The following is a 14,988-nucleotide window of genomic DNA, read 5'->3' as shown; positions in this document are numbered from 1 at the left end:
TTGTAATTTAATACGATTCTTCTTCGTTCGGGAAATCCTGACTTTTAACATCATCCACATATTGGGAAATGGCATTGCTCATTTCGTCGTAGAGGTTTAAATACCTTCGCAAAAATCTTGGGTTGAATTCATGCGTCATTCCCAGCATATCGTGCACTACCAGAACTTGTCCATCTACATCGCCCCCTGCACCTATTCCAATTATGGGAATGGAGACGCTTTCTGCCACCTCTTTCGCCAATTTTGCAGGTATTTTTTCCAAAACAATGGCAAAACAGCCCAGTTCTTCCAATAATTTGGCATCGGACTTTAATTTTTCTGCCTCTTCTTCTTCTTTGGCGCGTACCGTGTAGGTTCCAAATTTATAGATGGATTGTGGGGTAAGTCCCAAGTGCCCCATTACAGGGATGCCCGCCTCAAGAATTCGGCTAATGGATATCTTTATTTCTTCACCACCTTCCACCTTTACGGCGTGGGCCCCACTTTCCTTCATAATTCGGATAGCGGAACGTAATGCCTCTTTGGAGTCACCTTGGTAACTGCCAAAAGGGATGTCCACCACGACCAATGCCCTTTTTGCCGCTCTTACAACAGAGGTGGCATGATAGATCATTTGATCCAAGGTTATGGGCAAGGTAGTCTCGTGTCCCGCCATAACATTACTGGCGGAATCGCCTACCAAAATAGCATCCACATTGGCACCATCCACAATTTTGGCCATGGAATAGTCGTAGGAGGTAAGCATGCTTATTTTTTCTCCATGCTTTTTCATTTCCACCAACGATTTTACCGTTACCCTCTTGTATTCTTTTTTAGCTGTAGACATCGAAATTATTTTTGATGGTTAAAAGTAAGCAGATTTGTTTAATTTAGGAGGTAATCAAAAAACTAATAAAATGAGAAAACTGTTTAGTACCGTGATTTTTTTTGCGGTAGTGTTATTTGGAAACGCCCAAGGTCCAAACCCATCTAGCGAAGAAACCAAAGCCGAGGTAAAACAAGTTATCGAAACTTTTTTTGATGGATTCCACAAACAAGATTCTACGATTATAAAAAGTACCGTGGCGAACAATGTTGTTTTGCAGACCACGGGTAGGAATCCAGAAGGGAAGACTCTGTTCAGAACGGAGGAATTTTCAAATTTTCTAAAATCGATAGTGGGTATTCCGGACACGATGAAGTTTGAGGAGAAACTTACTTCTTTCTCCATACAGGTGGACAGGACCATGGCCAACGCCTGGGTGGGCTATGAGTTTTGGTTGAACGGGGAGTTTAGTCATTGCGGAATTAATTCTTTCCAATTGATCAATTTTGATGGCGAATGGAAGATTATTTACCTTATTGATACCAGGGGCAAGGAAGGCTGTATGGACTAGCAGTCGCTCAAAAACACACCCACAGCGAGACCACCTTCCGAGGTTTCCTTGTACTTGGAACTCATATCTTTTGCGGTTTCCCACATGGTATTCACTACTTTGTCCAAAGGTACTTTACAATCTTTTGGGTCGGTGTCCAAAGCCAACTCCGCCGCATTAATGGCTTTAATGGCCCCCATTGCATTGCGTTCTATACAAGGAACTTGGACCAAGCCGCCAATGGGATCACAGGTAAGTCCTAAGTGATGCTCCATAGCGATTTCGGCAGCGATCAATACTTGTTCCGGGGAACCGCCCATCAATTCGGTTAAACCAGCTGCGGCCATAGCGGAAGAAACTCCGATCTCGGCTTGGCAACCGCCCATAGCCGCGGAAATTGTGGCACCTTTTTTAAAAATACTGCCCACTTCGCTCGCAACCAACAAAAATTGCTTAACATCGTCAAAGTCAGCGTCGTGGTTCTCGATAACCATGTAGTACATTAAAACGGCAGGAATAACACCTGCACTGCCATTGGTTGGGGCAGTGACCACTCGTCCGAGCGAAGCATTCACTTCGTTTACGCTCAGAGCAAAGCAGCTTACCCATTTTATGATCTGTCGGAACTTCACTTCGGTATCCCGTATGCTCTCCAACCACTCCTGCGGGTTGGAGTAGGGTACATCGCCCTTTAACTTTTGATGAATCTCGAAAGCACGCCGCTTAACGTTCAATCCGCCCGGAAGCTTTCCTTCGGTATGGCAACCCACATACATACATTCCAGCATGGTGTCCCAGATTCGCGCAATACCTTTGTCAATTTCGGGTTCCGTTCGCAATGAAAGTTCGTTTTCCATCACGATCATTGAAATGGATTTGTTTTGTGAACTACAGTGTTCAAGAAGTTCGTTGCCGGTTTTTACTGGGTGGGGGAATGCTTTAAAGGTCTCTTTGTTTTCCTTGGCATGGGTTCGCTCTTCCTTTACCACAAAACCGCCACCAATGGAATAATAGGTTTCGGAAATTACATCTCCGGTGTTCAATGTTGCTTCGAACAACATTCCGTTGGCATGGAATGGCAAAAACTCTTTTTTAAAGAGAATATCGTTCTGAAAGCTAAAGGGAATTGTTCTTTTTCCGCCAAAATTTAATTGGTTTTCTGCTTTTATTCTGTCAATACTTCCTGCAATACTGTCAATATCCACAGTTTCTGGGTCGGTTCCCAATAGTCCCATGACCACGGCAATGTCGGTGGCATGTCCCTTTCCTGTTAGGCATAGTGAGCCATAAAGATGCACTTTTATATGTTGGACGTTGTCAAAGACATTTTGTTCTTCAAGTTCGGCGATCCACCTTTCGGCTGCACGCCATGGGCCAAGTGTGTGGGAGCTGGAAGGTCCCACGCCTATTTTTAGCATATCGAACACACTAATACACTCCATAAACTCAATTTATAGTTTCAAATATAGGAAGCTAAGAAATACAAAAATGAGAATTTTTAAATATTGAGGGTCACATTTTGTGACAATCCGAACAAACCTTGCTGTAACAGGGTTAAAATCAAATAATCCTCAAAAATATGACAGCTTGTCATATTATGGCCCGTGGCATGAACATTGACATTTAATGAGCAAACGAAAATATTTTTAAACAGACATAACTTTAGATACGATGAGCAAAATTATAGGTATAGACTTAGGTACGACCAACTCCTGCGTCTCTGTAATGGAAGGTAACGAGCCTGTGGTAATTCCAAACGCCGAAGGTAAGCGAACCACTCCATCGATGATTGCATTTGTTGAAGGAGGGGAAATCAAGGTAGGTGATCCGGCAAAAAGACAAGCGGTGACCAACCCTCACAAAACGATATACTCCATTAAGCGGTTTATGGGCAACAAATACTCAGAATCCAGCAAGGAAGCCAATAGGGTTCCTTATAATGTGGTAAAAGGGGACAACGATACGCCACGGGTGGATATCGATGGTCGTTTGTACACACCTCAAGAATTATCCGCAATGATTCTTCAAAAAATGAAGAAGACGGCAGAGGATTACTTGGGTCAAGATGTTAGCAGAGCGGTAATCACCGTTCCTGCATATTTTAACGATTCGCAAAGGCAAGCTACCAAAGAAGCTGGAGAAATAGCGGGTCTAACCGTAGAACGTATAATCAACGAGCCAACCGCAGCATCTTTGGCGTACGGTTTGGACAAAAAAGACACGGACCAAAAAATAGTGGTATTCGACTTTGGTGGTGGTACGCACGACGTTTCCATTTTGGAATTGGGCGATGGTGTTTTTGAAGTATTGGCTACAGATGGCGATACCCATTTAGGTGGTGACGATGTGGACCAAAAAATAATCGATTGGTTGGCAGAAGAGTTCATTAAGGATGAGGACATGGACCTTCGTAAAGACCCGATGGCCCTTCAGCGTTTGAGGGAGGCTGCCGAAAAGGCCAAAATTGAATTGTCTTCTTCTGCACAAACAGAAATCAATTTACCTTATGTAACCGCCACGGCATCAGGTCCAAAGCACTTGGTGAGAACATTGTCTCGTTCCAAGTTCGAGCAATTGATCGCGGATCTGGTAAAAAGAACGATCGATCCATGTGAGAAAGCATTGAAATCCGCTGGACTTTCTAAAAGCGATATCGACGAGATCATATTAGTGGGAGGTTCTACCCGTATTCCTGCGGTACAGGAAGCCGTTGAGAAGTTCTTCGGCAAAAAACCGTCCAAAGGTGTAAACCCGGATGAGGTTGTGGCCGTTGGTGCTGCAATACAAGGTGGTGTGCTAACAGGAGATGTAAAAGACGTTCTTCTTTTGGATGTTACCCCGCTATCCTTGGGTATCGAGACCATGGGAAGTGTATTTACCAAATTGATCGAGGCGAATACGACCATCCCGACCAAGAAGTCACAAGTGTTTTCCACGGCGGCGGACAATCAACCTTCGGTTGAAATCCACGTGTTGCAAGGAGAGCGCCCAATGGCAGCCGATAACAAGACAATAGGTAGGTTCCATTTGGATGGAATTCCACCTGCCCCAAGAGGTACGCCTCAGATTGAAGTGACCTTTGATATTGATGCCAATGGTATCATCAAGGTTTCTGCTACCGACAAGGCTACTGGAAAATCCCAAGATATCCGTATCGAGGCTTCTTCTGGTTTGACCGAGGAGGAAATCAAAAAGATGAAGGCGGAAGCCGAGGCAAATGCCGAAGCAGATAAAAAAGCGAAGGAAACTGCCGATAAATTGAACGAGGCCGATGCGATGATCTTCCAAACAGAAAAGCAACTGAGCGAATTTGGTGATAAATTGTCCGACGACAAGAAAAAGCCAATCGAAGAAGCTTTGGAAGAGTTGAAGAAAGCTTATGAAGGCAAGGACCTTGCGGTGATCACGCCAGCTTTGGAAAAAATCAACGAGGCATGGAAAGTTGCTTCCGAAGAAATGTACAAAGCACAGGCCGAAGCGCAAGGTGGTGCCGCAGGAGCATCTGCCGGTGGAGCTGAAGGTGCTGCCAATAATGGTGGAGCAGCTGAAGGCGACAACGTGGAAGATGTGGACTTTGAAGAAGTGAAGTAAATCAAATACGTTTTATTATATAGAAAAAACCCTGACGATTATGTCAGGGTTTTTTGTTTAGTGGAAGTTTCTGGTTTAAGCCGCGTTCAACTGCCGCATTTCCATTTCTTTCAGTTTTTGTAATGCTTCCGATTTTGAGTTCACATTTAACTTTACATAAATGTTCTGTATATGAAAATTCACGGCGCTGGGTGTAACAAATAGCTTGTCCGCAATCATTTTATAGGTAAAGCCCTGGGTGAGCAACTCTATGATCTCGTTCTCCTTTTTAGAGAAGACATCGAACGATTTTGTTTGGAACGAATCGATGATTTTTTTTGCCACATCCAGTTCCAGGGCAATCCCGTGCCGGTCCAGCGCATCGAGGGCATTTAACAACCTATCTTTGGTAATCGGTTTGATCAAGTAGCCATTGGCACCCTTCTTAAAGGCTTCCTTTATGAGTTGAAAATCGTTTTTTCGACTCATCATCAAAACCTTAAGGTCCTTGTTTTTACGATAAAAATAATCTAGGCCCTCTATTCCAGAAATACCGTTGAGCATGGTTTCGCAGATTATAATGTCCGGATGGGAACGAACAAAACTAGATAATAGACCATGAACCGAGGTGTAGACCCCGAGAAGTTCGTAGTCTTCAGTTTCTTGGAAGTACTGGGTGTAAATGCCAGCAAGCGTGTCGTCATTGTCGATGACAGCAATTTTTAATGCATTCTTTTTCATGATAAGAAAGATTTGGGGGTAAACTGTTACATAAATTTTTGTAGGTTAAGTTTAGGACAATATCGTCCGCATCCACAATTTTGAAGTTGGGACAAACCAATAAAATGCTTTACTGCATTGCCCAATACAAGGGCAACAACAGTATGAACACCATATTGGGTTCTCCAAAATTGGGTCTGATCCCTAAAGGGATCAAGAGCTATACATTGTGTAGTTGAGGATTTTACTCGTCAAAAAAGTAAAGTAAAAAGAGGTTTTGGGACGCCTTTTTTAGAGTGTGGTAATTTTTTTTCATGACATAATAGATTTGGGATTGTATTATTTCACTAACGAATTTAGAAAATTTTAACTATCGCAAGTAATATTTGTAGTCATTTTCGTTCAAATGCACTTTTTTACATTTGCTCCAAAGTGGTTTTTATATGATCTAACACACTATAAATTAGTGTAAATAATATATAATCAAGTAGTTGTAAAAAAAATAGGATGCCGTCCCATCAGCATCCTATTCTTGAAGTAAATCGGTCAGATTGAAATAATACAACCCGCTATTATGATAGTCTGTCAGTTTCCCCCTGTCTTTCTTATCATTGTCATGAGTGTTTCTAATCTCGGCTATGAAACAGTTTCACAAGACACGTATCAGGTTTATTGACCGATTCAGTATGTAAATTGTAACCTATTATTATTGTTGATCTTGGAAAGACGTATCCGCGTATTCACGGGTATCATCGTTCAGCACAGTTTCGAATCCGGTGTTATTGCTGGCAACATCGATATACTGTTTCTGCTTACTTGAACGTCCGTAGGCTACTGTATATTGTGATACCGTGTTGTTGAAACCTCTATTGGACACCACAAACCCCATTTTTTTCTCTGGACTTAGCTGTATCGCATATTCGTCGCTATCACTATTAATATGGGCGCCAAGGTTTACGGATGCGGTGAGTGTGTTTTTTACCACTTGTGAGGCATATAGGTCTAATCCTCCATATCCATCTCTTCCTTCGGAAGCAAAAAACAGTAGAGTTTCATTATAGATGCTCGGGTAAAGTTCATCTTCTTTGGTATTGACTTTGGGGCCCAAGTTTTTGGAAACGCCCACGGAGCCATCGGCTGCAATCTCCGTAACGTAAATATCGTACTTGCCAAATGATCCCTTCATGTTCGAGGCAAAGAACAAACGCTTGCCATCTGCGGTAACAGTAGGATGTTTGGCAGAGTAGTGTTTTGAGCATACCTCCAATTGGGTAATATTGGTCCACTCACCGTTCACTTTTTCGGCACGGTACACGTGGTATACCAATTCTTTTTTGGAAAAAACACCATAAAGGGGCTTCTGGTAAGTGCCCTTGCTAAAATAAGCTGTTTTTCCATCTTCCGTTATCGACATGGAAGGCACATAACCATCAATAGTGGAAACGCTCCCGTTCATCGTATCGTTTATTATTTTTTCGTCTGCCTGTGCAAAAGTAGTCTGGCTGGTTAGCATTAATCCTGAAACAAGTAGGCTGTAAATAGTAGATCGTGTCATGATGTATAGATTTGGGGGTTAATACACAGCAAAGATCAAAAACAATTGCAGGGAATACTTATCAATTTTTCATAGGTTTTTACTTTTAACGACTAAAAAGTGCATTTCACCGATTATTTTTTAGCTATTTAACACGGGTGTCCACTTAAAAATGTATTTAAACGTGGTTTTTGTGTTTTTTGACGACTGTCGCGATAATTTAAAAATCAGCCTTTAAAAACTAAAACTTGATACATAGGATTGGTTCGATTGTTTATTATGGAGCTAAAATCAAACTAATTGAATTAACTTCGTGATTCTGAAAATTCAGCAAATAATTGATGTTGTCTGTTGTCCTACTTTAAATCCTTGCTACCATATGAACATCACCATAGAAAACATCATATTAATAGGTTCGGTATTACTGCTGATCAGTATTTTGGCCGGTAAGACCACCTATCGCTTCGGAATTCCTACTTTATTGTTGTTTTTGACCATTGGTATGTTGGCCGGATCGGATGGAATAGGGGGGATTTATTTCGATAATCCCAAAATAGCACAGTTCGTGGGTGTTGTATCCTTAAACTTTATATTGTTCTCGGGCGGACTGGATACCAATTGGCAGTCTGTAAAACCGGTGTTGAAAGAAGGAATTGCACTGTCCACCTTGGGGGTGTTGTTAACGGCTGTAGGGTTAGGTTATTTTGTGTATTTGATAACCGATTTTACTTTATACGAAAGTCTTTTGTTGGGGGCAATTGTGTCTTCTACGGATGCAGCTGCGGTATTTTCGATATTACGTGGCAAGAATTTGGCGCTAAAGAAAAACCTAAGGCCCACACTAGAGCTGGAAAGTGGGAGTAACGACCCCATGGCCTATGTGCTTACCATTGCTTTTTTAACCTTGGTGCAGTATCCCGAAAAAAACATTGTATCGGTTTTGCCCATGTTTTTACTACAAATGGTACTCGGTGGAGCAGCTGGCTTTTTGTTCGGAAAACTAAGTAAGATCATTATAAATAAGATTCGGTTGGATTTTGAGGGGTTGTACCCCGTGCTTACCATTGCTTTAATGTTCATTACTTTTTCGGCTACCGATTTTATTGGGGGCAACGGCTTTTTGGCAATTTATATTTGTTCTGTATACCTTGGTAATCAGAATATAATCCATAAAAAAACCATCATGCGAATGTTCGATGGACTCGCATGGCTTATGCAGATTGTTTTGTTCCTTACCTTGGGCCTGCTGGTGTTTCCAACAGAAATAGTGCCTTTTATTGGAATAGGAATAATGATTTCCCAATTTCTGATTTTTGTGGCCCGGCCATTGGCCGTATTGATTTCCCTTTTGCCTTTTCGTATGAAGATGAGACGACGATTCTACATTTCTTGGGTAGGGTTGCGGGGAGCTGTGCCCATTGTATTTGCTACCTATCCGCTTTTGGCAGGAATAGATAAGGCAAACGTTATTTTTAATATTGTCTTCTTTGTTTCGATCACATCCGTTTTAATTCAGGGGAGTACGCTGTCCATTGTGGCCAAGTGGCTCCATGTGGGATTACCGGAGCGTGTAAAACCCTTGTCCGCTACGGATGAGTTGTTGTCCGAGCACCCAAAGGCGATAATGAAGGAAATAAAAATAACGAAAACCTGTCCTTCCAATGGAGTTAAGATCGTTGATCTTGGATTTCCAAAAAATGCCATTATCGCCATGATCGAACGCGATGGAAACTATATTACCCCGAACGGACTTACCGAAATAGCGGCAAACGATAAATTGGTAGTGTTGACCGATAAGCCCGAAATCCTCGATAAGGTATACGAATCCCTCTCTTTAAAAAAGAAAGAAGAAGAATAAGCTTGAGATTAGAAAATTTTTCTGATCACAGGGATTTGGGACCTGTGCAACCATGCCAGAGCGATACAAAAACTTAGCGTTACCAAAGCCAGGGCAAAAAGTACACCTCCATCATTTTGTACCACTATTCCCAATTCTGTAATATGGGAAAATATGGCGCCCAGCATAATGCCAATGCCCAAAATGGCACCTATCCAAGTAGTTTTAGGAACCAAAATAAGAATGGCTACGATCAATTCGATTATACCAAGACCAATTCTGCCATAAGGCTCCAAACCGAGTGTTGTAAAAATATGGACGGATTCCGGGGCTGCCGAAAATTTAAAGTAGAGCGTTTGTAAAAGGATAGCTGCTGGAACCAATCTTAAGATTAAATGGACAATGTTTTTTGTTTTCATAATGTTACTGTTTGTGTTGAATGATAGATTGGTCGTTACAACAAGGGGTAAATAACCGTAAATCAGTAAATAAGTGTCCGATCTGTGAATTCTTCATTCTCTGGTCAAGCTATTTTTAGAGTTAGGGAAAGAGTAGAATCCAAAGCAGAATTGGTTACTTTTATGACCATGAAAAATTCACTGAAACTTCTCATTTTATTTCTGTTCGCATTGCATTCCTGTTCGGATACTCCATGGCTTTCAGGGTCTCTTCATTTGGAAAATGCAGAAGATTGGAAGCCTATGATTTATGTGGTCCATCCAGAAAAATTTAACGATTTCGCCCAAAGTTTTGTGGGAAAGGTATTGGATTCGACCGAAGTAAACAGCGATGGGAGCTTTCAATTGGGAAAATTGCCAGACTTTAAAGATAAAACGGTGTTGATGCTTGTGGTGCAGAAAAGAGGGGAGAAGTACCCCAATAAATTACTGAACGAAAACCCGAGTACGGACAATTATTTTCCATTGGTGTATGAGCCAGGTACTTCTTTAAGGGTTGATGCCGAGATGGCAAATTTTCAATCTAGCTTCTCCATTGCGAATCCATCACCTGCCAATGCAGCGATGTTGGAATTGAGGGATTTGCGTAGGGATGCTTATAAATATCACTTTGAAAAGGAAAACAGCTCGAACTTAACCGATGAGGGATTATTGGAGTGCGAGAAAAATCTAAAAGCATATCAAGGCAAGTTAATTGATTTTGCGGATACCACAGCGCACCTATTGCCAGCCTTAATGGCCATTCGTTGGGCGAGTCCGGAAGGTGATTATGAGCGTATTGCGGAAATGGTCTATGCACAATCCCTAAAATGGAACAACTTATACCCTGATCATAAATGGGTACAACAATTTACAGTAACAGTCGATAAAAAAAACTTACCAGTTCTTATAGGGGATTCGATTCCAGAGATACATTTACCCATGATGGATGGAACGGAAACTTCTTTGCGGCAATTGTCCAAAAACAAAAAACTGATATTGTTGGATGTTTGGGCATCTTGGTGCGCACCCTGTAGAGTGGAAAATCGAAATGTACTGGTGCCTTTGTGGGAAAGGTATGGTTCCAAAGATTTTATGATCGTGGCCTATGGTTTGGAGAGTAGCAAGAAAGCATGGGCCAAAGCTATTGAAAAAGACGGAGCATATAGGTGGTTACATGCTTCACATGTGCAAGGCGACCAGAGCCCTGTAATGGAGGAGTTAAGGTTAAAGACAATTCCAGCCAATTTCTTGTTGGACCCAGAGGGAAAAGTCTTGGCCAAAAATTTACATGGTCAGGATTTAGTTCGGTTTGTTGATGAATATATGGTTAAGAAGTAATGTATGTTACAAAAATTGATAGTAATAATTGAAGGAAAGCTCGATTATGGTTCCTAAAACAAAACTGATAATAAGCTCGGGCACGGAAATTTTTCCAAGGTTATACGTATTGGAAAAAGCCAAGTATAATGCCCAAAAAGAACAGCCCAGCAGGATAATTGTGGCATAAACAGGTACGTTGGAAGTAAAAAGACCTGCTAAATCAAAAATGGGGTCCAATACTGCGGTAAAAGCGAACAGGGCAAGCGTAAAATTACTTTTTTTATGCCCTTTGAACAGATAAATGCCGGCAATGAACAATTCAATACAAATGGCAATAGGCCCAAACTGATTGTAAAATTGAGGTTTAAAGTAGGCCTCAAAATCTTTCGGAAAAATACTGTTTGCGTAAAACAGAGCACCCAAAGCAAGGGCAATTGCCATAAATAGTATAGCGTTTAACTTTCTTTTCATCATAATTTGGTTAAGGTATTTCCGCAATCGCCGGAACAGTTTAACCCATTACTCACCAGATTTCCAAATAAAGTTTGGAGCCTGCTGATAGGTATAGGTGTCATCGGTCAAAATTTTCAATTCTTTGGTTTCCCAATTCATCAATCCTATATGAAATTGGGATTGCTCGTTGTCGAAGAGCTCAATGGCCAACCAATTACCATCCGGACTCCAATCGTGCCAGCCTTCATTTTGCTTGTTCTCAGTAAGTTTCCAACTTTTATTTCCATCAAGACTCACCGCATACAGACTATATTTCCCATTTTGTTTGCTTTGATAGGTCACGAAATTTTCGGTAGGGTGTAATTTAGGAGCTCCCGCCCTGTATCCGTATTGGGCGGCAGTGGTGTCTTGTTCAGGATAATGGGTGAGTTGTTTTAGGTTTTTTCCGTCCTCATCAATTATGTAAAGTTCTTCATTGAATCCTTGGACTCTTTTGCTGTTGGTGCGACCGCCCCTAAAAACAATCTGTTCTCCATTATTGACAAACAACGGGTCGGCTGCAAATGGTAGTCCCGTTTCCAGTCTTTTTATGATTTTTCCGTTTTTGTTGAGCACATAAAAAGTAGATTCATCAATAAGTTTGGGTTTAACGATGAGTTCGGAGCCATTATGTCTAGTACTCATCCAACTATCGGCCAACTCCAAATCGGATACTTTTTGGATATTTTTGCCATCAAAGCTACTTTTGTAGAGAAAGTAGCAGCGTTTACAGGCATTTCTATCCGAAATAAAATATAAGGTGTCCTCTTGAGAAAAGTAGGTCCATTCCAGATCGGGCCGATCGGTAATGTTCGTTTTGTTGGAACCATCGAGTTCCATGGAGAACACCTCATAATTATCAATATCAGCATCCAACAAAACATTATATACCAACCCTAATTCGGGTTGATTCTTTTGTTTGTCCGTATTGCAAGACATCAAAAGCAAAACAATTCCAAGGGAGGTGATAACTTTGACCATGATTCTTCTATTTTTAAGAATATCAGGCTGAAATTACTAAACTCCCCGAAATATTAAAATGCAGGTACTCTATTAAGCCTTCACTGTTTTATGCGTAAAATATTTTTTCTTGAGCCAGAATGAAACTTTCACCAATAAAATTAGTGCTGGCACCTCTACCAATGGTCCAATAACTCCCGTAAATGCCTGTCCGGAGTTAAGGCCAAAAACGGCAATGGCCACGGCAATGGCCAGCTCAAAATTGTTTCCTGCAGCTGTGAAGGCAACTGCAGCAGTTTTGTCGTACTCGGCTCCCATTGCTTTTGTGGTGAAAAATCCAATAATGAACATAAGCGCAAAATAAATCAACAAGGGTACGGCAATGATCAATACATCCATTGGTATTTCAACAATAAGCTCTCCTTTTAACGAGAACATCACAACAATGGTGAACAATAGTGCAATCAAGGTAATCGGTGAAATGGCAGGAATAAAGGTTTCCGTATACCAATCTTCCCCTTTAAGTTTCACCAAAATTTGGCGGCTTAAAATCCCCAATAAAAAGGGTATCCCTAGGTAAATGGCCACACTCTCGGCAATGGTACCAATGGATATATCTACAATCGCACCTTCAAATCCAAAATAGGGAGGGAGGACGGTAATGAAAATCCATGCGTAAAAACTATAGGCAAATACTTGAAAAATACTGTTCAGAGCTACCAATCCGGCACCATATTCGCTGCTGCCTTCGGCCAAATCGTTCCAAACCAAAACCATGGCAATACAACGAGCCAAACCAATTAAAATAAGCCCGACCATATATTCAGGGTAATCCCGCAGAAAGATTATGGCCAGTGCAAACATCAAAACAGGCCCCACGATCCAATTCAGAAAAAGTGATATGGAAAGAATTTTGGTGTTTTTAAAAACCTTTGGGAGCAAGGAGTATTTTACCTTGGCCAATGGCGGATACATCATTAAAATCAATCCAATGGCAATGGGAATATTGGTAGACCCGCTGCTGAAAGAATTTACGAAATCCGGAAATGTCGGAAAAAAGTAACCTATTCCGACCCCAATGGCCATCGCCACAAATATCCAAAGAGTTAGATTTCTATCTAAAAAGCTTAATTTTTTGGTTGCCATTATTTTTGTATTTGAGAAAAAACATAAAACATTTCAGTTGCGATTTGCTCGCTTCGTTCCCTGTATTTTTGAGCCTGTTCGGGTGTGCCATCAAAAGCTTTGGGATCCTCGTATGTAATTGGAATCCGCTTTTCTGCACCCGGAACAAACGGGCAGCCCTCATCAGCCTGGGAACAGGTCATAATGGCTGCAAAATCTGATTTTGGGTTGAAATCATCGTCCATTTTTTTGGAAAAACAGATAACAGGGTGTTCGTTTTCGGAAAACTTGATGCCATACACTGGGTTTTTTCCTTCGGAGAGCATGTTTATTTCAAACCCGCAGCTTGCTAAAGTAGAAGCCACCATCGGAAATAGGGCAGTGGCTTCTGTTCCCCCAGAAAAACAGCTCACATTATCAATCCCAAAATAATGGGCCATGGTCTGTGCCCAAACTTGGGATAAATGACTTCTACGCGAGTTATGGGTACAGATTAAATTCAGTCGGATGGGTTGGTGGTTATCCAATTTTTCCTGAATGTACTCCACAAGAGGTGATAAGGTTTGTTTTCTTTCCTCAGCAATGGATGTTGTATCCAAATCGGAAACAAATTGGTTTAATTTTTCAAAAAGTGCCATAAGTTGGGTTTTAGCAGCATCCACTTCCAGGAGTGCAAGTTTGTGTGTTTTGTAATTCGGATAATTTTACTTTGGGCTTTTCGGTTGGAATACCACAATTGTCCTTGGCCAAACAGTCGGTTTGCTTGGTGGTCAATAGAAAGTTGGTTCCGTCAAAATCAAGAGCGAATTTTTCAATGGTCTGCCCTTGGTATTCCACTTCTACTTCCAGATTGCCGATGCCCAACGTTTTTTGGGATAATTCGATAATATGGACCAATTTTTCTGGATGAAGTCTATGGTCGTAGTCATCTGCATTCCAAAGTTGAAAGTTGACCACCTCCTCGTTTCGAACTGTTCCACCGCAATCAATAAAGTGCTTTGTGATTTTACCCACTTCGGTAACATGAAAATGGTTGGGAACCAAATTCCCGTTGGGTAATTTAAAGGCGATGGTGTTCAATTTGCTCAAGGCGGATTTAACTTCTTCTAATTTCATATCTATATATTTATTGTAATATTGCGATTAATTGATTTAAATTTTTTTAGCAACACTCTTTGGTTTTGGTATCTTGATTCAGAAAATCGGACATTACGGATTTCATTTGTTTCCATTCGTCCTCATCAATACAATAACAGACACTTGTGCCCTCGACATTTCCTTTGATTAGGCCAATTTTTTTCAGTTCCTTCAAATGTTGGGAAATAGTGGGTTGTGCCAAACCAATTTCATCTACCAAATCACCGCACACACAGGTATTGAGCTTAAACAGGTATTGCAAGATAGCCACGCGGGCTGGATGTCCAAAAGCCTTGGCGTACTGCGCAATCCGATTTTCTTTCTCGGCAAATATTTCTGTTTTGGCTAAGCCCATTGTCTTATTTGTATATTGCAATATTACGATTAAAGAAGTGCATACCAAAGAAAATAGCTAAATAATTTTAAAACGAAATTCAAAACTCTGTGCAAACTCTTATTATTCTTAGTACATTGCGTTGTGTACATCTATGCATAACG

At 41.2% G+C, this 14,988-nt stretch carries 15 protein-coding genes; 4 read left to right on the top strand and 11 right to left on the bottom strand.

The genetic code is table 11. From position 1 onward, the window contains the following. Positions 1-7: 7 nt before the first annotated feature. Positions 8-826: a 3-methyl-2-oxobutanoate hydroxymethyltransferase gene (panB, locus tag ABTP35_RS16495; RefSeq protein WP_224836742.1), complete on the bottom strand. Its 819-nt coding sequence runs from the start codon at positions 824-826 to the stop codon at positions 8-10. 70 nt (positions 827-896) lie between these two features. Here panB and ABTP35_RS16490 point away from each other — a divergent pair, with 70 nt between their 5' ends. Next, positions 897-1,376: a nuclear transport factor 2 family protein gene (locus ABTP35_RS16490; protein ID WP_293295083.1), complete on the top strand. Its 480-nt coding sequence runs from the start codon at positions 897-899 to the stop codon at positions 1,374-1,376. Here ABTP35_RS16490 and ABTP35_RS16485 read toward each other — a convergent pair. Further along, a complete protein-coding gene (locus ABTP35_RS16485) occupies positions 1,373-2,797 on the bottom strand; it encodes an L-serine ammonia-lyase (protein WP_293295084.1) in 1,425 nt (474 codons plus the stop codon). The two genes, ABTP35_RS16490 and ABTP35_RS16485, sit on opposite strands and share 4 nt — an antisense overlap. 229 nt (positions 2,798-3,026) lie before the next feature. Here ABTP35_RS16485 and dnaK point away from each other — a divergent pair, with 229 nt between their 5' ends. Then, positions 3,027-4,946 carry a molecular chaperone DnaK gene (dnaK, locus tag ABTP35_RS16480; RefSeq protein ID WP_224836745.1) on the top strand — a complete coding sequence of 640 codons (1,920 nt, stop codon included), beginning with the start codon at positions 3,027-3,029 and terminating at the stop codon, positions 4,944-4,946. 75 nt (positions 4,947-5,021) lie between these two features. Here dnaK and ABTP35_RS16475 read toward each other — a convergent pair whose 3' ends face one another. After that, complete coding sequence (locus ABTP35_RS16475; protein ID WP_293295085.1) at positions 5,022-5,666, bottom strand: response regulator transcription factor; 645 nt, start codon at positions 5,664-5,666, stop codon at positions 5,022-5,024. Between the two features lie 685 nt (positions 5,667-6,351). Then, positions 6,352-7,200 (bottom strand): hypothetical protein, encoded by an 849-nt coding sequence (locus ABTP35_RS16470; protein ID WP_293295086.1) that lies wholly within the window; start codon positions 7,198-7,200, stop codon positions 6,352-6,354. Positions 7,201-7,558: 358 nt separating this feature from the next. Here ABTP35_RS16470 and ABTP35_RS16465 point away from each other — a divergent pair, with 358 nt between their 5' ends. Next, positions 7,559-9,037, top strand: a complete 1,479-nt coding sequence (locus tag ABTP35_RS16465; RefSeq protein WP_293295087.1) for a potassium/proton antiporter — start codon at positions 7,559-7,561, stop codon at positions 9,035-9,037. An 8-nt stretch (positions 9,038-9,045) separates the two neighbouring features. Here the strand turns inward: ABTP35_RS16465 and ABTP35_RS16460 are convergent, their stop codons facing one another. Further along, complete coding sequence (locus ABTP35_RS16460; protein WP_293295088.1) at positions 9,046-9,435, bottom strand: DoxX family protein; 390 nt, start codon at positions 9,433-9,435, stop codon at positions 9,046-9,048. An 84-nt stretch (positions 9,436-9,519) separates the two neighbouring features. Here ABTP35_RS16460 and ABTP35_RS16455 point away from each other — a divergent pair, with 84 nt between their 5' ends. Then, complete coding sequence (locus tag ABTP35_RS16455) at positions 9,520-10,794, top strand: thioredoxin-like domain-containing protein (protein ID WP_293295089.1); 1,275 nt, start codon at positions 9,520-9,522, stop codon at positions 10,792-10,794. 6 nt (positions 10,795-10,800) lie between these two features. On the opposite strand, the gene ABTP35_RS16450 is transcribed toward ABTP35_RS16455, so the two are convergent. The 6 genes from ABTP35_RS16450 to ABTP35_RS16425 all read right to left on the bottom strand — a co-directional run bounded on the left by ABTP35_RS16450 (position 10,801) and on the right by ABTP35_RS16425 (position 14,845). Next, positions 10,801-11,250, bottom strand: a complete 450-nt coding sequence (locus ABTP35_RS16450; protein WP_252079890.1) for a hypothetical protein — start codon at positions 11,248-11,250, stop codon at positions 10,801-10,803. Between the two features lie 45 nt (positions 11,251-11,295). Next, complete coding sequence (locus tag ABTP35_RS16445; RefSeq protein WP_293295090.1) at positions 11,296-12,249, bottom strand: hypothetical protein; 954 nt, start codon at positions 12,247-12,249, stop codon at positions 11,296-11,298. 72 nt (positions 12,250-12,321) lie between these two features. Beyond that, positions 12,322-13,374 carry an ACR3 family arsenite efflux transporter gene (arsB, locus tag ABTP35_RS16440; RefSeq protein ID WP_224836753.1) on the bottom strand — a complete coding sequence of 351 codons (1,053 nt, stop codon included), beginning with the start codon at positions 13,372-13,374 and terminating at the stop codon, positions 12,322-12,324. Further along, on the bottom strand, positions 13,374-13,991 hold the full coding sequence (locus ABTP35_RS16435; RefSeq protein ID WP_293295091.1) for a protein-tyrosine-phosphatase: 618 nt from the start codon (positions 13,989-13,991) through the stop codon (positions 13,374-13,376). The genes arsB and ABTP35_RS16435 overlap by 1 nt, the downstream gene beginning before the upstream one ends. Before the next feature lie 10 nt (positions 13,992-14,001). Then, on the bottom strand, positions 14,002-14,469 hold the full coding sequence (locus ABTP35_RS16430; RefSeq protein ID WP_224836755.1) for a DUF6428 family protein: 468 nt from the start codon (positions 14,467-14,469) through the stop codon (positions 14,002-14,004). A gap of 46 nt (positions 14,470-14,515) precedes the next feature. Then, a complete protein-coding gene (locus ABTP35_RS16425; RefSeq protein ID WP_293295092.1) occupies positions 14,516-14,845 on the bottom strand; it encodes a helix-turn-helix transcriptional regulator in 330 nt (109 codons plus the stop codon). Between the last annotated feature and the right edge of the window lie 143 nt (positions 14,846-14,988).

It is taken from the genome of Flagellimonas alginilytica (genome assembly GCF_042134605.1).
Classification (GTDB): domain Bacteria; phylum Bacteroidota; class Bacteroidia; order Flavobacteriales; family Flavobacteriaceae; genus Flagellimonas; species Flagellimonas alginolytica.
Note: the sequence above shows the minus strand (reverse complement) of the source record. Positions and strands in the feature narration are given on the sequence as shown.